Genomic DNA, 18,960 nt, shown 5'->3' with positions numbered 1-18,960 from the left:
ATAGGATTAATCATAGGTTCTTCCTTTCCAGGTATAGCCGGTTTTTTTAATAGAAGCAAACATGGACGCATAAAGGAGCAGCAGGAAGGCTGCTGCCGAAAACGGAATGGCAGGGGACAAAGCCAGTGTCTGCCTGCTGCGCAAGTCGATGTATGCTTTTTGGAGTACGATAAGCAGGTAGGGGACAAAAAGATGCAGGTTCATTTTCCCCTGAATCAGTTCTGTAATTCCATAGAGTGCTAGAAAAAAAGGAAACAGGTAGACTGCTCCGTAAAACAGCGAAAAGAGTATGACAATCACAATCGATCGCCCAAACCCCGGAAAAATGTTTTTTTTGAATCCTTCCCAAACAGCTTTATTGCTGTCATACATATAACAGGTGACATATTCCGTGACATTCGCAAGGACTGCGCGATATCCGTTTTGTTTCGTGATTTTTGCAAGAACCACATCATCTACTATGGCGTCTTTAACCGCCTGATGTCCTCCAAACTTGAGGTATGCGTTTTTTTCAAACATGATAAAGGCACCGTGTGCAGCGGATGCAGCTGCCATAGACGTGTGATTGGCAAGGTAAAGCGGAAGATGAAAATAGATTAAGAGATGCTGCATGGGCACAAGCCATTTTTCGAGAATCGTTTTGACCGGAAAGCGGGGAAAACCGGAAAGCATGGATGCTTTTTTTTGTTTCATTAAGGCGAGTGAACTTTCGATCGTATGTTTATGAACGCGTACATCTGCATCAAGAAATAAATAATAGTCGCCTGATGCCATTTTGCTCAGCTGGTGACAGGCAAATACTTTGCCTGCCCATCCATCAGGCAGGTCTGAACCTGTCACAATCCTAAACCGGCTGTCATTCTTGGTAGCATCCGTCAACACTTCTTTTGTCCGGTCAGTCGACTGATCATCGAGCATGATGATTTCAAGGTTTGGATAGGACAGGCCCTTAAGTGATGCGGCGAGATCTCCTGCATTTTTTTCCTCATTCCGGAGGGGAATTAAGATTGAGACTAAAGGTGTGGCGCCGGTCGACCCTTTTTTTAAAGACGGCATGAAAAGAGAATTAAGTATGGTCCAGGCGAGAAGACAGGCAAGGAAAATCTCAAACATAAGAAGCATGTAAACACATCCTTTTATACATATATACAATAAGGGCAAAAGGCAAAAGAAGGATGAAGCTCAGTGCTTATCCTTCTTTGCATCTTCAGGAAATTTCTTTGTCTTGATTGATTTGAGGCTTTTTGCTTTCGTGTTCTGCTATCAGGTCTGCGGTCAGCTGTCCGGAAAGGGTGACCATCGGCACTCCACCGCCCGGATGGGTGGAACCTCCGACAAAATACAGATTTTCAAGCAGCGTGCTTTTGCTCGGGATTTTAAACCCTCCGTTTTTCTTCCGGTCTGTAGCAACTCCGTAAATCGAGCCGCCGTTTGCGCCGTATAAACTTTGAAGATCGTTCGGCGTAAACGTATATTCAAATTCAATGTGCTCTCTTAACCCTGTCATCCCCATGCGTTCCAGCTTATCAAGGATTTGTGCCCGGTACGTTTCTTTTCTGAATTCAAAGTTTTCTCCTTCCTTCAAAGGAGGCACATGAGTAAGGACAAACAAGTTTTCTTTTCCGGCTGGAGCCTGAGTCGGATCAGATTTTGACGAGATGCCGACATAAACCGTCGGGTCATCTGCAAGCTTGCCTTCATTAAAAATCTGATGAAATTCTTTTTCCGGATCTTCCGAGAAAAAGAAATTATGATGGGCCAGATTTTCGTACGTCCGGTCTACTCCAAGAAGCATGACAAGGCCTGATACGGTAGGCTCATATTTTTGGAGATCTGACGCCTTCTGGCTGCTGCCGGCTTTATCTTTAAGAAGCGTATTGTAGGCAGGAATGGCTTCAAGATTGGATACGACAATGTCGGCATGAAGGATTCTGCCATCTGAAAGTTCGACGCCGGCTGCTCTTGAGCCTTCAGTGACAATCCGCTCTGCCTTAGTATTCAGGTGAATGTCAGCACCGAGTTCATGCAGCAGCTTGTTCATGGCAAGTGCAATGTTGTACATGCCGCCTTCGACGTAATAGACGCCAAGCCCGAGCTGGACATGAGTCAGCTGCGAAAGAACGGCAGGGGCATGGTAAGGCGAAGAGCCTATGTACATAATCAGAAAATTAAACAGCTGTCTGATTTTCTTGTTTTTAAAATGCTTGCGTGTGACGCCGTCCATTGATTTCAGCGGTTCCATCAGCAGCAGTTCTTTTACGCTGTGAAGAGAGCGGAGGTCATTCAGGCCGGATAAGCTTTTGCTGTAAAAGCTCTTCATGCTGTATTCATACATTTTACTGCAATACTGCAGGTAATCAAAGAATTCGTTTGCATCTTCTTCGGAAACTTTTTTCAGTTCCTCAAGCATCACCGGCAAATCGCTTGTTAAATCAATCGTTGTCCCGTCTTCATAGAATGTTCTCCAGCCTGGCTCAATCCTTTTAATTGTCAGGTAATCTGATAGATTCCGCCCGGCGCTTTTAAATAATTTTTCAAGCACCCAGGGCATTGTCAAAATAGACGGGCCTGTATCAAAGGTATAGCCGAGTCCGCCGCGCATGTTCAGTTTGCCGCCGACACGCTCTCCTTTCTCCACCACTGTGACATGATAGCCGTCTGAACGGAGCCTGATTGCCGCTGACAGCCCGCCAAGCCCGCCGCCGATAATGACTGCTTTCTTATTCATCGAAAACCCTCCTTATGAAATTCTTCTAATTTGACTAAACTAATGACCAGTCTTTACAGACATCCATTCTGCCCTGAAAAGCTCGTTTTAAACCAGTTTGACAGGAGAATGGGAAGCCGTCCGCATGGTGGCGGGACGGATCATTCCATTATGAAAGTGTGATGTGCATGTTTACGATGACAGCCGGTATAGCTGCCGGCCTTTACCTTCTATACAGAATTCAGACTCTTGAGAAGCAAAAAGGAGATAAAGATTCTCTAAGCAGGCTTTCTATTATTATTCCTGCAAGAAATGAAGAACAGAATATCGGCAGACTGCTGAATTCGCTGAAAGGCCAATATCCAGCCGAAATCCTTGTTGTGGATGATGGTTCAGAAGACAAAACAGCAGAAATTGCGTCTGCTTGCGGAGCAGAAGTCATGCACGCGGAGGAACCTCCAGAAGGATGGCTCGGAAAATCATGGGCATGCTTTTCGGGGGCAAAGAAAGCTAAAGGAGAGTGGCTCATGTTCCTTGATGCAGATACTTTTTTTGAGGAGTTCGGCGCGGGAAAAACGGCCGCTGCATTTCTTGATCAGGGAGCTTCCGGAATTCTGTCCGTTCACCCGTATCACAACATTCAAAAGCCATACGAATCACTTTCTGCTTTTTTCCACTTGGCAGCTTTTTCTGCTATGGGTGCTTTTCGTTTCCTTCAGAGAAAAGGTGTTTCATACGGTGCGTTTGGACAGTGCATGATCTGTACAAAACAAGATTATTTTAAATGGGGCGGTCACGGCATCATTAAAGACAAGGTCGCTGAAAATATGGAATTTGCCGTCCGTGTAAGCCGGACAGGAGAACCTGTCCGCTGCCTGAGCGGAAAAGGCGCACTTTCAATGAGAATGTATCCTGATGGGCCCGCATCTCTTATTGCGGGCTTTTCAAAAACATTTGCAAGCGGAGCGAAGGCAACGGATTGGAAGGTTCTGCTTCCATTTGTGCTCTGGGTGGCCGGATGTTTATCCTTTTTGACTGAGTTCCCTACGGGTGAGTGGCGGGAGGTGTATGCTCTTCTTTATGCTGCCGCTGTTCTGCATATTTGGATAACGGTAAGAAAAATTGGCTCTTTCGGCATTATCACCGCTCTGTTCTTTCCTTTTCATGCAGGTTTTTTCATGCTTGTTTTCATCACGTCATTTTGGCGGACCTTCATCAGCAAATCAGCATCCTGGAAAGGGAGAAAAATTATTGTAAAGGAGGATGCTAAGTGAGCTTGCTTACAGGTGCAGAGTCACTATTCGTGAATATAGCAGCATGGGTGGGCATCCACCTTTCTGTTTCTTTGCTGACAAGCAAAATGGACAGCTGCCAGGTTTGCCGGTTTAACTGGATGTGGAATGAAAAAACCGTTGAGAAAAGCGGCAGACTTTATGAACGGCTGATGATTAAAAAATGGAAAGACAGAATGCCTGAAGCTGGAGGTTTGTTTCCGGGCGGTTTTTCAAAAAAACACCTGCATGCGGCAAATGACATGGAACGCTTCGTCCTAGAAACAAAAAGGGGAGAGCTGTCCCACTGGATGCAGCTGTTTGCCTTTGTGCTGTTTTTTATTTGGAACACTCCTGCTGCAGGTCTTATCAATGGACTGTATGCTGCCTGCTTCAATTTGCCGTTTATCATGATTCAGCGGTACAACAGGATCCGTCTAAACCGGGCTTTATCTAAAAGAAAGACAAAAAAAGTTCATACTCCGGAAGCGAAAGTCAAACCGCCTTCTTTAAGTTCTGATAAAATTGGCGTATGATAGAGAAGAGATGTTTAGATGAAGGAGAGAGTGCGGATGAAGAAAGAAAGACTCCAAAAACTCGGCGATTGGCTTAACGAGCAGAACACAGATGCTGTGTTTATATCGTCAACAGAAAATGTTTTTTACTTGACAAATTTTTACACTGATCCTCATGAGCGGCTAATGGGGTTATTTGTATTTAAAGAGGCCGAACCGTTTTTCATTTGTCCCGGCATGGAAGTCTCCCAAGCTAGAGACGCAGGTTTTGAAGGTGAAATCATCGGATATGCCGATCATGAAGATCCATGGGAAAAAGTGAAAACGGCCATACATAAAAGAGGCCGGCAAAACATGAAGAAGGCAGCCTTTGAAAAAGAGCTGCTTCCTTTTTCCAGAGCAGAAGAAATTCAGAAGATTCTTCCGGATGCAGCCTTAGTATCAGCTGAAGAGATTATGAATGAGCTTCGTCTTGTAAAGGATGAAACGGAGCTTGCCATTTTGAAGCAGGCAGCAGAACTTGCCGACTACGGTGTTGAAGTCGGTGTTCAGTCCTTAAAAGAAGGCGTTTCTGAAATGGACGTACTTGCTAAAATCGAATATGAACTAAAGCGGAAAGGAATCCGCGAAATGTCCTTTTCAACGATGGTTCTCTTCGGGCAAAAATCAGGCCAGCCTCATGGAAATCCTGGACTTGCCCGTTTAAAAGACGGAGATTTTGTGCTGTTTGATATGGGAGTTGTTCTTGATGGGTACTGCTCGGATATTACAAGGACACTAGCTTACAAATCTGTCAGCAGCGAGCAGAGAAACATTTATCAGACCGTTCTTGACGCCCAGCTGCAGGCGCTTGATGCAAGCAGACCAGGCACCAGAATCGGAGATCTCGACCAGATTGCACGTGATGTGATTACAAATGCCGGCTACGGCGAGTATTTCCCTCACCGTCTTGGCCACGGGCTTGGCATCAGCGTTCATGAGTACCCGTCTATTAGCCATACAAATAACGGAGTGCTTAAAGAGGGGATGGTCTATACGATCGAACCGGGCATCTATGTTCCTGAAATCGGCGGAGTCCGCATAGAAGATGATGTCTGCATTACAAAAGACGGCCATGAAACGCTGACAAAATTCCCAAAAGACCTGCAAATTATTTCGTAAGAGCCACAAACCGCACTGCATGTGCGGTTTATTTTTGCCTTTTGAAGGAACGGTTTGAATTTTATTAAAGGGGAAGAACGAAATGAAAAAATGGATTGCACTCCTGCTCGGAGCCATGCTCTCAGCAGGCTGCTCGGATGAGGCGGCAGAGCAGCCCAAAACCGGGCAGCCTGCTGTTATGCAGGATGAAAAAGAAGAAGTAACAGAAGATGCCGCTGCACCTGCAGTCCAGGAAGAAAAACCGCAGGATAAACAAGAAAGCAGTTCCGAATCATTTATTGAGGCTGAAGTTATCAAAGTAATTGACGGAGACACCGTAAAAGTAATGGCAGAAGGAAGAGAAGAAACGCTTCGCCTCCTGCTTGTTGACACACCCGAAACCGTCCATCCGAATAAACCGGTTCAGCCGTTTGGCCCTGAAGCCAGCCGCTTTGCCAAAGACACGCTCTCAGGAAAAAAAGTCGAGCTTGAACTCGACGTTGGCGAGAGAGACAAGTACGGACGGCTCCTTGTTTATCTTCACGTGGACGGGAAGATGTTTAATGAAATGCTGATAGAAAAAGGCCTTGCAAGAGTGGGATATGTGTATGCTCCGAACACAAAGCATGTAGACCGGTTTTATGAGCTGCAAAAGCAGGCTCAGCAAAGCGAGATCGGAATATGGAGCATTGAAAACTATGCAGCTGAAGACGAGGGGTTCAGGGATCTCCAGGAAAAAGAGGAAGCGCCTGCAGAAAGCAAGGATGAGTCATGCGCCATCAAGGGGAATATTTCTTCTTCAGGAGAGAAAATCTACCATCTTCCAGACGGCCAGTATTATGATGTGACGGAAGAAGAGGAACTGTTCTGTTCAGAAAAAGAAGCCGCTCAGGCAGGATACAGAGCGTCAAAAAGGTAAGCAGCGGGAGGTGATTCCGCTGCTTTTTTCAGTTCTCTCATCCCGCTAATATCATTGGAATAACCGGTTTTGCACTTGGCTTGCCTATAAGGTAGCCCTGTATAAAATCAATCCCTTTCTCTCTTAGAAAAGCAAACTCTTCTTCCGTTTCAACACCTTCGCCAAGCACCTGTATGCTGAGCTTTTTGCCGATGGCTATGACATTTGACACGAAAGCCTGTTTTTCCGTGTCGCTATGGCAGTTCGAAATATAATGCCTGTCAATTTTCACATAGTCAGGCTGCAGCTCATGAAGCATTTCAAGGGTGGCATATCCTGCCCCTAAATCATCGAGAGCCACTTTCATTCCATTCTCCCTGTATACGTTAAGCACTTTTTTCAAATGAACAACATCCTCTATTTTTTCCGTTTCAACCACTTCAAAGACTAAATCCTGCGGTGAAACACCGTATTTCTTTACGATATCAAAGGTATGTTTCAGACAATACTCCGGATTATAGATGGTGGAAGGCAGAAAGTTAATAAAGCTTTTAATGCCTGCAGGAATATGAGATGCCTTTGCTTTAATCGCCGCTTCCCTTGCCTTTTTATCCAATACTGACTGCATGTTCGTTTCGACGGCTGTTTGAAAGAGCCGGTATGGGGAGATTTCCTGATCCATCGCACGCAGCAGTGATTCATAGCCGTAAAGCCTGCCGCTTTGTGCATGGATGATAGGCTGCAGATGGCTGACAAATGTTCCGTTTTGTATAAGATGGACAGTCTCCTCGTTCATAATGTGGGCACAGACTAACTGGAGGTCATGGAAAGATGTTTTTTCCTCTTTCATGCCTGAATGAATGGCGGCAAGCCATGGTTTGTCTGCAAAAAAAGAAGCTAAAGGCAAGATTTTCTCTTTGAGTTCATCTTTAGTTGAATAAGCAAGCTCGAATCTTCCTTCACCTTTGAACGTAAAACCGGAGGATTCCAGGAAGCTGGTATAGGCTGAGTCTGTATTTTTAATAGTTAAGAAACCAGCCGGGCTGATTGGAAATGACTGATAACAAAACGAACACGCATGCATAAACAAATCCCCTTTATTTCATAATAAATCCATTATACCAAAATACTAGAATGATATGAATAATAAGACCTATGAAAATGGACTTGTTGGTTAGGGTTAAACATTTCCTTTCTGCCTCCGATAGTAAATGTAGATAAAGAATAAAGGGGTTAAACATATGAAAAAAGCGGTCATGTTCTGGAGAAATATCAAAATTGGCTGGAAGTTCAGCTTTTCTGTTATGATGTGCATTCTTCTCTTTGCAATCTCAATGATGGTAACGTTTGCACAGCTGAGCAGAGTGGACGAACATATATCAGAAATGGACAAATTGAGCACAAGTGCAAGCACAATCACTGAGATGGGTTCGATTTTCCGGTCGATGGATATTGCCATTGCTGATTACATCATTAATCCCACAGACGAAAACAAAGAAAACTATCTTGATAAGAGAAAGAAATTGCTGGATGCAGGAGACAAAAGCAAGAAAGAATTCAATGATCCAGAAGAAACAGCGTTATACTTGAAGATGATTCAAAATGACAAAATGTTGAATGATCTCTTTTACATAACGGTTATGCCTGCAGTCGAACAGAACAATGCGCAGACATTAAGCCAGGCGAGGGAGAGAGCGAATGTACTCAGAGATGAGACCATTGCAGCCCTTTATGAGCTCCGGGACTTGAAAAACAAAGAAAGAACAGATGCGGCTGAGGATTCCCGCAGCAGCATGGAACAGATTGCTTTCACTTTGCTTGGAGCCCTTGTTGTTTCTATTGTTCTATCAGGAGCGATTACGTTCGTCGTTCAAAGAATGATTATCAGGCATTTTAACCGTGTCATCCGCTTCTCACATGAGATTTCAGCCGGAAATCTTGCTGCTCCAGACCTTGAATATGGTGGGCGGGATGAAATCGGGCAGCTGACCGCTTCCCAAAATGAGCTGAAAACAAAGATGAACAACATGGTCCGCCAAATTAAAAAAGCATCTGAAGAGCTGCAAGTGCGAAGCGGCCAATTAAACAAAGCTTCCGTCGAAGTCAATGAAGGAAGCAGGCATGTATCGGCAACGATGCAGGAGCTTGCTGCAGGTTCATCTGCGCAGTCCCATGCTTCATCAGACATCGCATCTCAAATGGATGACTTCTCAAGGCAGCTCGAAAAAGCGAATGAAGAAGGCGCCTTTATGAGGAAGTCATCACATGAAGTGATGCATTTAGTTTCACAGGGATCTGTACAGATGAATTCATCTTCTGCCAGAATGAATGACATCATGGGTGTGATGAATAAATCTGCAGCAGAAGTCATGAATCTGGATGATAAAACAAAAGAAATTGCTGCGCTTGTTACGGTCATTGAACAAATTGCCGAACAGACAAATCTTTTATCTCTCAATGCCGCAATTGAAGCTGCGAGAGTAGGAGAGCACGGCAAGGGATTTGCCGTTGTTGCGGATGAAGTAAGGAAACTCGCTGTTGGGGTATCGGCTTCTGTATCCGATATTACAAGGATTGTTGAAGACTTCAGAAACGTTTCTAAAAATGTGGCAGCCACGTTAAACAGCGGACAGCTCCGTGTGAAAGATTCTGCTTCCTCTATTAAGCAAACAGGTGAATCATTTGAGATGATCACCAAATCGATCCGAAAGCTTGATGAAAAGATAGCCAATGTGGACGATTACATGAAAACAATTGCAAGCGGGATGGTGCTGGTCAACAGGGCGGCAGAAGAAGTTGCTGCTGTGTCTGAGGAGTCAGCGGCAGGGATTGAAGAAGTTTCCGCTTCTGTGCACCAGTCTTCTGAAAACATAAGAGAGGTGGCAGCCTCCTCCGACCGTCTGAAAGCTCTGTCTGATGAACTCTCCCAGCTCGTTGGAGAATTTCAAGTATGAGCACAAAACCTGATCATAATTGGTCAGGTTTTTTTATGCTTAAGAGCGTATCAGGAAAAAATTTACCTTCATCCAAACCGGAACATTATCCGTTATCTTTTCAGGAAAGCATATTCCTGCTTGAATCCGCGTCAGGTTAATAGCATCATTGAGAGAGGATTTACTTAAAAGGAGGATTATATGAAGCCATTTATACTGTTTTTAATTTTGTTGACAGCAGCAGCCGGTTGCTCCCAATCTTCTGCTCCAAATAAAAATCGGGAGGCACTGGATCTATCGTGGGAAGAGATTGAAAAAGAGGCAGATGGAACGACAGTCCGAATGTTTATGTGGGGCGGTGACGAGGGAATTAATCAGTACATTGACGACTGGGCTGCGCCAAGACTTAAAGAGCAATATGGACTGAACCTTGAACGGGTTCCGATGGACGCCCCTGAATTTCTTCAAAAGCTCCTGAACGAGAAAAAGGCCGGAGAAACCAAAGGTTCAACAGATATTATCTGGATTAACGGAGAAAACTTTAAAAACGCCAAAAACAGTGAACTTCTTTACGGGCCATTTACAGAAAAGCTTCCGAATTTCAAAAAACATATCAACGGGGATGCCCTTGATATTCAGTATGATTTCGGAGAAAAAACAGAAGGTCTTGAAGCACCGTGGGGCAAGGTGCAGTTTGTTTTTCACTATGACGGGGCGAAGGTGAAGAATCCCCCGGCATCGCTTGAGGAACTTAAACAATGGGCAGAGGAAAATCCCGGAAAGTTCACCTACCCCGATGCTAATGACTTCACGGGAAATGCTTTTTTAAGGCATGTTTTCTATGAGTCGGGAGGAGGAGCAGACCGCTTTCTGAAAGAAGGTTTTGATGAAGAACTTGCAGCCTCATCAAGCTCTGATATGTGGACCTATCTGAATGATCTAAAACCATCTCTCTGGAAAAAAGGATCTGCCTACCCGAATTCGCTGACAGAGCTTGACAGACTGTACAGCAGCGGGGAAGTGTGGATGACAATGGGCTATAACGAAGCAAGAGCGGAGAGTTTAATCGAAAAAGGAATTTTCCCTGAAACGACCAAATCGTTCGTGCTTGATTCCGGATCACTCGGAAACACTCATTTTCTGGGTATCCCTTTCAACACTCAGAACCCGGAAGGCGCTATGACGGCCATCAACTTCTTCATGTCTCCTGAAGCTCAGCTGGCGAAGCATGACAGCACATATTGGGGAGAGGGAATGGCAGTTGATCCGGAAACATTTAATGAGGAGCAAAAGAAGCAGCTTAAAGAAATTGAGAGGGGACAGTCAGTGCTCCCTCAGGATGTCCTCCAAAAAGCGCTTGTTCCTGAAGTGGATGCACAATACGTGAACTGGTTAAAGGAGAATTGGCTGAATGAAGTGGCAGGAAAGAAATAGGCTGAAGCCTGCCGTCCCCTCAGTCCTGTTTACCTTAGTAATGGTTTTTGCAGGACTGTGGCTTGCTGCGGCTGAGAGCTTAACGGCGCCTGATGGAGCGAAAAGCCTGTCAGCGTATCACGATCTTTTTACTAATGAGCCTTTCAGGGATTCATTAGTTTACAGTTTGAAAATCACCCTGCTGTCGACAGTCATTTCTATTTTGGCAGGTTTATTGATTATCAGGTCTGTCTATCCGCTTTTGAAAAATAGATATCTTAAGCTTGCTGCATGGATTCCAATGCTTTTCCCCCATTTTGTGTGGGGGTACATGCTGTTTTTGCTGTTATCACAAAACGGCTGGATTTCGTCCATTTCAGTTGAACTGGGACTGATCTCCTCATCAGGCGCTTTTCCTGATCTGATGAAAGATTCAGAAGGGACCGGCATTATTCTCACATATGTATGGAAAGAGATTCCGTTCGTTCTTCTCATCCTTCTTCCTGTCTATCTGCAGCTGAATATGGGACGCAAAGATGCTGTGTATACTCTCGGAGGTAATGAATGGGATGCTTTTAAGCTGGTGGAGTGGCCGGTGCTCATCCCCAGTCTGATCGAAATCTTTATTCTTTTGTTTTCCTTTATTTTTGCAGCCTACGAAGTGCCTGCTCTGCTTGGGACGACTTACCCGAAAATGGTTTCTGTTTTAACTTATGAGTGGTTTTATTCGGGTGACTGGAGCAGAAGACCTGCTGCATTTGCTGTTATGATTTTCTCAACTGCTGTCATTCTTGCAGTTCTTGCAGCTGTTTATCTCCTATTGAATAAGCAAAGAGAGAGAATAACGAAGTCCAGTACGGTGGAAAGCATGCCTCATGGGAATGGGTCCCGTACTGTGATGGCCGTTTTGCTGATTCTGTTCACAGCCCCGGTCGTATTCGTTATAGCGAAAAGTATGACATCGGGATGGACCGGACTGCTTCCGGAAACTTTTTCAGGAAGAGGATACGCTTTATTGATGGAAGAGCCAAAACTAGCAGAAGCTTTGTCTCAGTCCATCACGATTGCCGTTTGTGTGATTGTGCTGAACCTGCTGCTTGGCATACCTGCTGCCCAGGTTCTTGCCCACTATTCTTTTAAATGGAAATCAGCAGTTGAAACGCTGCTGCTTACACCTGTCATTGTGCCGGTTCTGGCGATCGCAATGGGACTTCATACAGTGTTTATCCAGGCAGGCTTGGCCGGGTCGCTTTCTGGTGTTGTCCTGATCCACCTGCTCCCGACTCTGCCCTACACCATCAAAGTGATGCGTTCAGGATTTGAAAGAGCGGGAGTTTTGTCGGGCGAACAGGCAGCTTTGCTTGGAGCCGGCAGGTTTAAAGTGTTTTACACCATTTATTTTCCTCAGCTGATCCCGTCAATACGAAGCGTTATTTTTCTGGCATCAACGATCTCCCTAAGCCAGTATTTGCTTACAGCTCTAATAGGAGGGGGAAATGTACTTACACTTGCAGGTCTGTATTTTCCTTACTTCAGCAGTGCAGATGACACGGTGATCGCGAGTTTTTCCATGCTGTTTGCCATCCTTCCAATTGGAATCTGGCTTTTGTTTGAAGGGCTGCTTAGCTTAGTAACTCCATATCAGAAAAGGTGATCGGTTTGAATCAAGGAATAGAACTATGCTCGTTGACAAAAATGTATAAGCAAAAGCCTGTTTTTAAAAGGCTGGACTTGGTCATACCCAAAGGGGAAATTGTTTCGCTTGTCGGTCCTTCAGGGACAGGAAAGACGACTTTGCTGCGGTGCATCGCAGGACTTGAAACGCTTGATGAGGGTGAAATTAAGATCAACGGAGAGAATGTAACCTGGAGTAAACCCCAGAAACGGCCGGTCGTCATGATGTTTCAGCAGCCTCTGCTTTTTTCGCATATGACGGTATTTGAAAACGTTGAGTACGGTTTAAAGGCTGCCAAAAAGAAAAACCGGCGGGAACAGGTCGCTGCGATGCTTGAAAAAGTGGATATGTCAGCTTATTCAGATGCTTATCCAAACGAGTTATCAGGCGGCCAGCAGCAAAGGATTTCTCTTGCGAGGGCACTTATTGTGAAACCCCAGCTGATCCTTTTGGATGAGCCGTTTTCAAGTCTTGATCCTGAGCTCAGGAAAAAAATGAGAATGTGGGTAAGAAAGCTGCTTAAGGAAGAGGGCATGTCTGCATTATTTGTTACACATGATATGGAAGAAGCGATGTACATGGGGGACCGGGCAGCCGTTCTTGCTGACGGCAGGGTTCATCAGGCAGATGTTCCGGAAACCCTCTATCTGCATCCTAAAACGGAAGCTGCCGCTTCGATCTTCAGCGAAGGGATGATGACCGGCAGCGGCTCGTTTGTGCATGTCAGCAATCTAAGGCTTGCTGTCGATAAGAATGAGCAGTATCCATACAGATATGCTGCTGAAATTGAACACATTTTTATGAGGCATGGCGCCACTTTCTATACGCTAAAACTGAAAGATGCAAATGATAGAATAACCATCCATTCAGATCTATCGGCAGGTATTCAGGATTCAGTCTACGTAGAAGTCATTCATCCGGAACTCATTCAGTCGTTTGATCATTCCGAAAAAGAGGAAGATGCAGGATGAAAAAGAACAGTGTATGGAAATTGCTTTTCATTATAACGGGAGCGGGAGTACTGCTTTGGTTCAACAGCCGTTATCTGAATCTGCAGCCTAAGACGATCAAGGACTGGATATTATCTTTCGGGGCCGCTGCACCGCTCCTTTATATCGTTTTATATTCCGTCAGACCGTTAATTCTTTTTCCCGCGTCTGTCATGTCGCTTGCAGGCGGATTGGCTTTCGGCCCCTATTTGGGGACACTGTATACTCTGGCCGGCGCAACAATTGGAGCGGTAGTTGCCTATTTGGCAGCCGGCACCTTCAAACTCGACATGTTCAGGAAATCAGAAAATCAAAGAATGAAGACACTGAAAAAGCAGCTTGAGCAGAACGGATTTTTCTATGTGCTTATCCTCAGGCTGATACCGATTGTCCATTTTGATGTCATAAGCTATGCAGCCGGCATTTCAAAAGTGAGGCTTCTTCCATTTGCAGCTGCAACTTTTATAGGGGTAATCCCGGGTACAATTGCCTTCACCTTTTTAGGATCAAGCTTTGCCGAAGGGAACGTGCTGCTGCTTGCTGCTGCAGGAGCTGTATTTCTTCTTTTGATGCTCTTGCCCCTGCTTTTCAGGGAAAAAGTAAAACAGCTGCTTACCAATGAATCGAAATGAGGAAAATGTATGCTAGATACACATGCAAGAAAATATGTTCAGCCCATCATCCAACATTCTGCAAAGCGGCTCCTGCGAGCGGGGCTCACGGCGAATCAGGTGACGGTTCTGGCTTTTATCATCGGTTCGTCTTCCGGCTTTTTCGTTTATATCGGACAGCCTTTATGGGCCTTGGCCGTACTGTGGTTATCAGGATATTTGGATGCCGTTGACGGAACGATGGCGAGGCTGACTAAACCTTCAGGCTTTGGAACCGTTCTTGACATTACATTTGACAGGGTGGTTGAAATAAGCGTCATCGTAGGTCTTGCGCTTGCCTTCCCTGATGCGCGGCTTGCCCTTCTGCTGTTATCGGTTTCTATTATCCTTTCAATGACCATCTTCCTTACAGTAGGAGCCGTCAGCGAAAAGCAGGGAGTGAAAACCTTTTATTATCAGGCTGGATTGGCTGAGAGGACAGAAGGATTTATTTTGTTTTCTCTAATGATTCTTTTAACTGATCACCTTATTCTTATTACCTATTTATTTTTTGCAATTGAACTGTTTACAGCCATGCAGAGGCTGAGAGAAGCTAAAACCATTTTGAAATAGGGGGATCAGACATGGAATATGACGTAATTGTGATTGGCGGAGGATCAGGGGGACTGACAGCTGCTGCAGGCGCAGCAAGCTTTGGGGCGAGGACAGCTTTAATTGAAAAAGAGAAAGCTTTAGGGGGAGACTGCCTTCACGCCGGCTGTGTTCCTTCTAAAGCTTTTATCGCTGCAGCAAACAAAGTATACAGCGCTAAAAAAGCAGCAGCCGCGTTCGGACTTACCTCAGGCGGCAAAGCCGATATGAAAAAAGTGATGGAGTCCGTTCAAAGGGCGATAGCTGTTATTCAGGAGCATGATGGCGATGAGCGGTTTGAGAATCTTGGGATTGATGTGATTCACGGCGAGGCCGTTTTTGTTTCAAGTCATGAGATCAGTGTGGGAGATAAAATTCTAAAAGGGAAGAAAATCATACTTGCAACAGGCTCAAGACCGGCGGTTCCGGATATTGACGGCATCCGCGATTGCGGCTATTTGACAAACCGGAATGTATTTCAGCTTGAGGTTCTCCCTGAAAGCCTTGCCGTTATAGGTGGAGGACCTATCGGAGTGGAGCTTGCACAGGCATTTTCAAGGCTTGGGACCGAAGTAACACTTATTGAAAGGTCCCAATTGCCGCTCTCAAAAGAAGATGATGAGATCAGGGAAACCGCAGCGCGCCTGCTAGGAAAGGAATTCACCATTTTAACTGAAGCAGCCATTGAATCAGTGTCTTCTTTTGAAGACAGGAAAGAACTTGTGATAAGGCAAAATGATGTCCTTAAAACGCTTGAAGTGAGCCATATTCTCGTAGCAGCCGGTAGAAAACCGAATAGTGATGGGCTAAAGCTAGAAACAATCGGTGTTGAGTGCGACGAGAAAGGAGCCATAAAAGTCAACCGGTCCATGCAGACGAGCATTCCGCATATTTTTGCCATCGGAGATGTTAACGGAAACCAGCTTTTTACTCACGCTGCCGGCATGGAGGGAAAAGGGGTCGTTCAAAAAGCAGTTCTGGGATTGCCGCATACCGTCAAGTATGACAGCATGCCTTGGGTTACATATACGCACCCGGAGATTTTTCATCTTGGAATGACGGAGGATGAAGCGCGGAAAAATCACAAGGATATTGGGGTATATAAGGCTGACCTCAATGAAGTGGACAGATTTATAGCCGAAGATGAGACAGAGGGATTTGTGAAAATAATAACGGATAAACACGGCTCTATTATAGGTGCACATGCAATTGGAGAGGGAGCGGGAGACTGGATGCAGCCGGTCGTATTTGCCAGTCAGCTCGGGAAAAAAATCGGCGATCTTTCCCAGATGGTCTATCCCTATCCAAACAGGGCGGCAGCTGTTCAAAAAACGGCGGATCTTTATTGGAGAGAGAAACTTTTTTCAGGGATTGTGCCTAAGTTGACAGAAAAATGGATCAAAGTAAAACGCTGAAGAAGAATTCTTCAGCGTTTCATCTTTTTCATATATCTTCTGTCAATCCAGTGCTTTATTTTCCAGGGTAGACGTCCATAACAAAAGAAATTTCCATAAAGGAGAAATCCCTTTTTATCTCCTGCGGAAAGGATACTTATATAGCGTTTTTGAGGTTTGAACGGCTTTAGCTTCTGCCCCAGCAGAAATCTTTTGACAGTATCAAACAAGACTGGAGCCTGCCGGATGGCATACACGCCGTTCTTTGCAAGACCATGGTATTCCTCAAACGACACACAGTCTCCTGCACCAAAAATATAGGGAAACTGAACGGATTGAAAAGTTTTTGAGACTAGCATAAATCCGTTCTCATCGCATGCAATACCGCTTTCCTTCAGCATGGGATGCGGAGCCGGTCCTGTAAGGATAAGCGCTGCGTCGAAAGGAATTGTACTGGCTTCTGTCTGTATGGATTGCAGTTTGGCGGATACAGCTGACTGATGGAGAAAGAGCCGGATGCTGTTTGCTTCAAGCAGACGTTTCAATTCTTTTGAGATATTTTCATCTGCAGAAGGCAATATGCCGCTGTTTGAAAGAATCGCAACATTTGAAGGGAACCCGTTTTTCCTTCTGTATGCTGATACGGATAAAGCAAGCTCTAAACCTGCGATTCCTGCTCCGACAATAACGGGCAGGTTTGCTTCTCTGAATCTCCTCATCTTTTCAGGAAAGGTATAAGAAGGCTTTATGGAATGAACTGCTGGATGACCGGGAAAAGGGGAATGACTTTCTGACCCGAGGTTCAGGCTGAGCATGTCAAAAGCCAGCTTTTCCCCTGTTTGAAGAAGAACCTCCTTTTTCAATGGATCAATTCTAACTGCTTCTGCTTTTAAAAACTGCGCTCCTGCTCTTTTGCAGAGTGCCTCTACACTGAAAGTGAGATCCGCTTCATCATAAAGCCCTTCTGAAAATCCGGAGAACATGCCGGAGTAAAATTGATACTCTGAAGGAGAAACACATGTAATGCGGCAATTCCATTTTTCTGATTTTGCTCTCTGAAGGAAGGAAGCGTGAACATGCCCTCCTCCAAGCAGCACCAAATGCTTCATTCAAACACCCCTTGACCGCAATGAAAAGCACACTCGCATACAGCGCAGTGTGCAATAAGTAGTTGTAATAGTAGACTGTACTTATGTGAAAATCTGATTGATTCAGCCATGCCGGTACCACCTACACAACGTAAGCCCTGCCTCTCAAACGTCCTTGCGGTTCCAAGCCCGCGCCAGCTGGAGTAAGTGAAATCATGATTAGCTGAAATCTTGCCTCTAGCCATTATTTACCCGATATTCCGGTTGTGAAACACAGCTTGGAGAGTTTTATTTCATCTTGAGAAGCAGGTATCTCACGAAAAATCCAGCAGAGAGTCCAGGGATTAAAGACAGCATAGGCAGCCAGATCGGCCCGGGCAAAACTCCAAACAGCCTCACTTTAGGGGACAGCATTAACCCGACTGTTACGAAATAAGCACAGGATGCAAACGGCAGAAAGGACAGCTCAGGCTGATGTCCATCTGCATGTTTGTAAGCATCATACATGGCATACATGTAGATGCATGGATAAAACATGAGCCATCCAAAGTCAACCGTCTTAAAAGCTGTATTTATTTCCCCTAAAAAGCTCAGCATAATTCCTCTGTTAAAATGGCTGTACGTATTTATGATCACTTCCAGAGCAATAAAAAGGATCCCCTTCACCAGCTGTCTGTTCAGCAGCTGCCCAAACCCCGGAAATGCTATGCTCCATAACAAAACTTCAAGCTTAGTTGTTTTCACATTCTAACCTGCCTATCCCTGTCTGTCTTATGTATTAAAGAATATGATCTAATGTTATTTTCTGTAAAAAAACAGAGAACATACAGTAAATTTCAGCATGAAAAGTAAAAGATGAAAAAAATGATGCCTGACAAAGCTACTCCATTCATGAAATCCATGTATAACATTCATGAAAGGAGGTGATGAAATGGCAGAAACAGTCATTCTTGATTCACAGCTCCGCCTTGTGTTTGATATGGGTGTAAATGAAAAGGGCGAGCCGGCAGTCAAGTACAAAAATTACAACAACATTAAGACTTCAGCAACGCCTGAACAGCTGCTTCAGGCAGCAGCAGCCATTGCAGAACTGCAGACGGAAACGCTTTTGCATGTTGAACGCAATGATTCTCATCAAGTAATGGCGTAATGAAAAAACAGCTGGAGACAAGGAGGTGGGAGTATGGCAAAAACACTTGAACTTCATTTTTTAAATGAAGAAGGAAAGATCGTGAAAATCATGATTGATTCTCCGAAAGAACCTGTTGTGCCCGGTGACGTGGCATTAGCAATGGATGAAATTCTAGCATCCAACGCATTTTTTTCAGCGGGGGGAAACTTCATCAGCAAAAAGGGAGGCCGCATCGTTGAGCGCAATGTAGCTGACCTGACGTTTTAAAGATTAGGGCCGGATCTGATGCACGGAGGATCCGGCCCTTTCCTGTATTCAAATCATGCCGGCTGTTTACAGCTGAATAGATGTGTTTTCAGTCTTAGTGCAATAAATGATGGAAAAGGAGGAAACCCTATTATGGAAGAATGGATTCAAGTAGTGAGTGAAGTCGGATTTCCAATCGTGGTGACGCTCTATTTGCTGCATAGAATTGAAAGTAAACTGGACACTCTGAACAGTACGATCCAGATGCTTCCAAATCAGCTGAACAGCAAGTAAGAATGTGCCGGCACTCACCGGCGT

19 protein-coding genes are annotated in these 18,960 nt (G+C 44.9%); 14 read left to right on the top strand and 5 right to left on the bottom strand.

Going from position 1 to position 18,960, the window contains the following annotated elements:
• Positions 1-6: 6 nt before the first annotated feature.
• Both MHB63_01040 and crtI read right to left on the bottom strand, forming a co-directional pair.
• Positions 7-1,122: a glycosyltransferase gene (locus tag MHB63_01040; GenBank protein ID MEK3805171.1), complete on the bottom strand. Its 1,116-nt coding sequence runs from the start codon at positions 1,120-1,122 to the stop codon at positions 7-9.
• Positions 1,123-1,207: 85 nt separating this feature from the next.
• The gene (crtI, locus tag MHB63_01035; GenBank protein ID MEK3805170.1) at positions 1,208-2,728 is read right to left on the bottom strand and encodes a phytoene desaturase family protein; all 1,521 of its coding nucleotides are present in this window, start codon (positions 2,726-2,728) and stop codon (positions 1,208-1,210) included.
• A 167-nt stretch (positions 2,729-2,895) separates the two neighbouring features.
• On the opposite strand from crtI, the gene MHB63_01030 reads away from it, so the two are divergent.
• The 4 genes from MHB63_01030 to MHB63_01015 all read left to right on the top strand — a co-directional run bounded on the left by MHB63_01030 (position 2,896) and on the right by MHB63_01015 (position 6,552).
• A complete protein-coding gene (locus tag MHB63_01030) occupies positions 2,896-3,981 on the top strand; it encodes a glycosyltransferase (protein MEK3805169.1) in 1,086 nt (361 codons plus the stop codon).
• Complete coding sequence (locus MHB63_01025; protein ID MEK3805168.1) at positions 3,978-4,514, top strand: hypothetical protein; 537 nt, start codon at positions 3,978-3,980, stop codon at positions 4,512-4,514. Before MHB63_01030 ends, MHB63_01025 begins: the two co-directional genes overlap by 4 nt.
• Before the next feature lie 36 nt (positions 4,515-4,550).
• Positions 4,551-5,654, top strand: coding sequence for a Xaa-Pro peptidase family protein (locus tag MHB63_01020; protein MEK3805167.1), 1,104 nt, complete (start codon positions 4,551-4,553; stop codon positions 5,652-5,654).
• Between the two features lie 82 nt (positions 5,655-5,736).
• The gene (locus MHB63_01015; GenBank protein ID MEK3805166.1) at positions 5,737-6,552 is read left to right on the top strand and encodes a thermonuclease family protein; all 816 of its coding nucleotides are present in this window, start codon (positions 5,737-5,739) and stop codon (positions 6,550-6,552) included.
• A gap of 37 nt (positions 6,553-6,589) precedes the next feature.
• Here MHB63_01015 and MHB63_01010 read toward each other — a convergent pair whose 3' ends face one another.
• Positions 6,590-7,615: an EAL domain-containing protein gene (locus tag MHB63_01010; GenBank protein MEK3805165.1), complete on the bottom strand. Its 1,026-nt coding sequence runs from the start codon at positions 7,613-7,615 to the stop codon at positions 6,590-6,592.
• Between the two features lie 157 nt (positions 7,616-7,772).
• Here MHB63_01010 and MHB63_01005 point away from each other — a divergent pair, with 157 nt between their 5' ends.
• The 7 genes from MHB63_01005 (at position 7,773) to MHB63_00975 (ending at position 16,197) form a co-directional block, all read left to right on the top strand.
• Positions 7,773-9,485 (top strand): methyl-accepting chemotaxis protein, encoded by a 1,713-nt coding sequence (locus tag MHB63_01005; GenBank protein MEK3805164.1) that lies wholly within the window; start codon positions 7,773-7,775, stop codon positions 9,483-9,485.
• Between the two features lie 180 nt (positions 9,486-9,665).
• Entirely contained in the window at positions 9,666-10,898 is a 1,233-nt protein-coding gene (locus MHB63_01000; protein ID MEK3805163.1) for an ABC transporter substrate-binding protein, read from the top strand.
• Positions 10,876-12,531 (top strand): ABC transporter permease subunit, encoded by a 1,656-nt coding sequence (locus MHB63_00995; protein MEK3805162.1) that lies wholly within the window; start codon positions 10,876-10,878, stop codon positions 12,529-12,531. Before MHB63_01000 ends, MHB63_00995 begins: the two co-directional genes overlap by 23 nt.
• Before the next feature lie 5 nt (positions 12,532-12,536).
• Entirely contained in the window at positions 12,537-13,523 is a 987-nt protein-coding gene (locus MHB63_00990; protein ID MEK3805161.1) for an ABC transporter ATP-binding protein, read from the top strand.
• Positions 13,520-14,173: a TVP38/TMEM64 family protein gene (locus MHB63_00985; GenBank protein MEK3805160.1), complete on the top strand. Its 654-nt coding sequence runs from the start codon at positions 13,520-13,522 to the stop codon at positions 14,171-14,173. Before MHB63_00990 ends, MHB63_00985 begins: the two co-directional genes overlap by 4 nt.
• A 9-nt stretch (positions 14,174-14,182) precedes the next feature.
• Positions 14,183-14,764, top strand: a complete 582-nt coding sequence (locus MHB63_00980) for a CDP-alcohol phosphatidyltransferase family protein (GenBank protein MEK3805159.1) — start codon at positions 14,183-14,185, stop codon at positions 14,762-14,764.
• Between the two features lie 11 nt (positions 14,765-14,775).
• Entirely contained in the window at positions 14,776-16,197 is a 1,422-nt protein-coding gene (locus tag MHB63_00975) for an FAD-dependent oxidoreductase (GenBank protein ID MEK3805158.1), read from the top strand.
• 11 nt (positions 16,198-16,208) lie between these two features.
• On the opposite strand, the gene MHB63_00970 is transcribed toward MHB63_00975, so the two are convergent.
• Together MHB63_00970 and MHB63_00965 are read right to left on the bottom strand one after the other, a co-directional pair.
• A complete protein-coding gene (locus MHB63_00970) occupies positions 16,209-17,285 on the bottom strand; it encodes an FAD-dependent oxidoreductase (GenBank protein ID MEK3805157.1) in 1,077 nt (358 codons plus the stop codon).
• A gap of 267 nt (positions 17,286-17,552) precedes the next feature.
• A complete protein-coding gene (locus MHB63_00965; protein MEK3805156.1) occupies positions 17,553-18,008 on the bottom strand; it encodes a hypothetical protein in 456 nt (151 codons plus the stop codon).
• Positions 18,009-18,195: 187 nt separating this feature from the next.
• Between MHB63_00965 and MHB63_00960 the strand changes: the two genes are divergently transcribed.
• From MHB63_00960 to MHB63_00950, 3 genes are all read left to right on the top strand, one after another.
• The gene (locus MHB63_00960) at positions 18,196-18,414 is read left to right on the top strand and encodes a DUF1659 domain-containing protein (protein ID MEK3805155.1); all 219 of its coding nucleotides are present in this window, start codon (positions 18,196-18,198) and stop codon (positions 18,412-18,414) included.
• A 33-nt stretch (positions 18,415-18,447) separates the two neighbouring features.
• Positions 18,448-18,663 (top strand): DUF2922 domain-containing protein, encoded by a 216-nt coding sequence (locus tag MHB63_00955; protein ID MEK3805154.1) that lies wholly within the window; start codon positions 18,448-18,450, stop codon positions 18,661-18,663.
• A 132-nt stretch (positions 18,664-18,795) separates the two neighbouring features.
• Positions 18,796-18,936 (top strand): YvrJ family protein, encoded by a 141-nt coding sequence (locus MHB63_00950; protein ID MEK3805153.1) that lies wholly within the window; start codon positions 18,796-18,798, stop codon positions 18,934-18,936.
• Positions 18,937-18,960: the final 24 nt, after the last annotated feature.

Origin of the sequence: Bacillus sp. FSL H8-0547 (assembly GCA_038002745.1) — a bacterium.
Lineage (GTDB): Bacteria > Bacillota > Bacilli > Bacillales > Bacillaceae > Bacillus_P.
Note: the sequence above shows the minus strand (reverse complement) of the source record. Positions and strands in the feature narration are given on the sequence as shown.

Excerpts from the sequence above, each read along its gene's own strand:
- MHB63_01040 (MEK3805171.1), bottom strand. The coding sequence starts at position 1,122 with ATGCTTCTTATGTTTGAGATTTTCCTTGCCTGTCTTCTCGCCTGGACC.
- crtI (MEK3805170.1), bottom strand. The coding sequence starts at position 2,728 with ATGAATAAGAAAGCAGTCATTATCGGCGGCGGGCTTGGCGGGCTGTCA.
- MHB63_01030 (MEK3805169.1), top strand. The coding sequence starts at position 2,896 with ATGTTTACGATGACAGCCGGTATAGCTGCCGGCCTTTACCTTCTATAC.
- MHB63_01020 (MEK3805167.1), top strand. The coding sequence starts at position 4,551 with ATGAAGAAAGAAAGACTCCAAAAACTCGGCGATTGGCTTAACGAGCAG.
- MHB63_01015 (MEK3805166.1), top strand. The coding sequence starts at position 5,737 with ATGAAAAAATGGATTGCACTCCTGCTCGGAGCCATGCTCTCAGCAGGC.
- MHB63_01010 (MEK3805165.1), bottom strand. The coding sequence starts at position 7,615 with ATGCATGCGTGTTCGTTTTGTTATCAGTCATTTCCAATCAGCCCGGCT.
- MHB63_01005 (MEK3805164.1), top strand. The coding sequence starts at position 7,773 with ATGAAAAAAGCGGTCATGTTCTGGAGAAATATCAAAATTGGCTGGAAG.
- MHB63_01000 (MEK3805163.1), top strand. The coding sequence starts at position 9,666 with ATGAAGCCATTTATACTGTTTTTAATTTTGTTGACAGCAGCAGCCGGT.
- MHB63_00995 (MEK3805162.1), top strand. The coding sequence starts at position 10,876 with ATGAAGTGGCAGGAAAGAAATAGGCTGAAGCCTGCCGTCCCCTCAGTC.
- MHB63_00985 (MEK3805160.1), top strand. The coding sequence starts at position 13,520 with ATGAAAAAGAACAGTGTATGGAAATTGCTTTTCATTATAACGGGAGCG.
- MHB63_00980 (MEK3805159.1), top strand. The coding sequence starts at position 14,183 with ATGCTAGATACACATGCAAGAAAATATGTTCAGCCCATCATCCAACAT.
- MHB63_00975 (MEK3805158.1), top strand. The coding sequence starts at position 14,776 with ATGGAATATGACGTAATTGTGATTGGCGGAGGATCAGGGGGACTGACA.
- MHB63_00970 (MEK3805157.1), bottom strand. The coding sequence starts at position 17,285 with ATGAAGCATTTGGTGCTGCTTGGAGGAGGGCATGTTCACGCTTCCTTC.
- MHB63_00960 (MEK3805155.1), top strand. The coding sequence starts at position 18,196 with ATGGCAGAAACAGTCATTCTTGATTCACAGCTCCGCCTTGTGTTTGAT.
- MHB63_00955 (MEK3805154.1), top strand. The coding sequence starts at position 18,448 with ATGGCAAAAACACTTGAACTTCATTTTTTAAATGAAGAAGGAAAGATC.
- MHB63_00950 (MEK3805153.1), top strand. The coding sequence starts at position 18,796 with ATGGAAGAATGGATTCAAGTAGTGAGTGAAGTCGGATTTCCAATCGTG.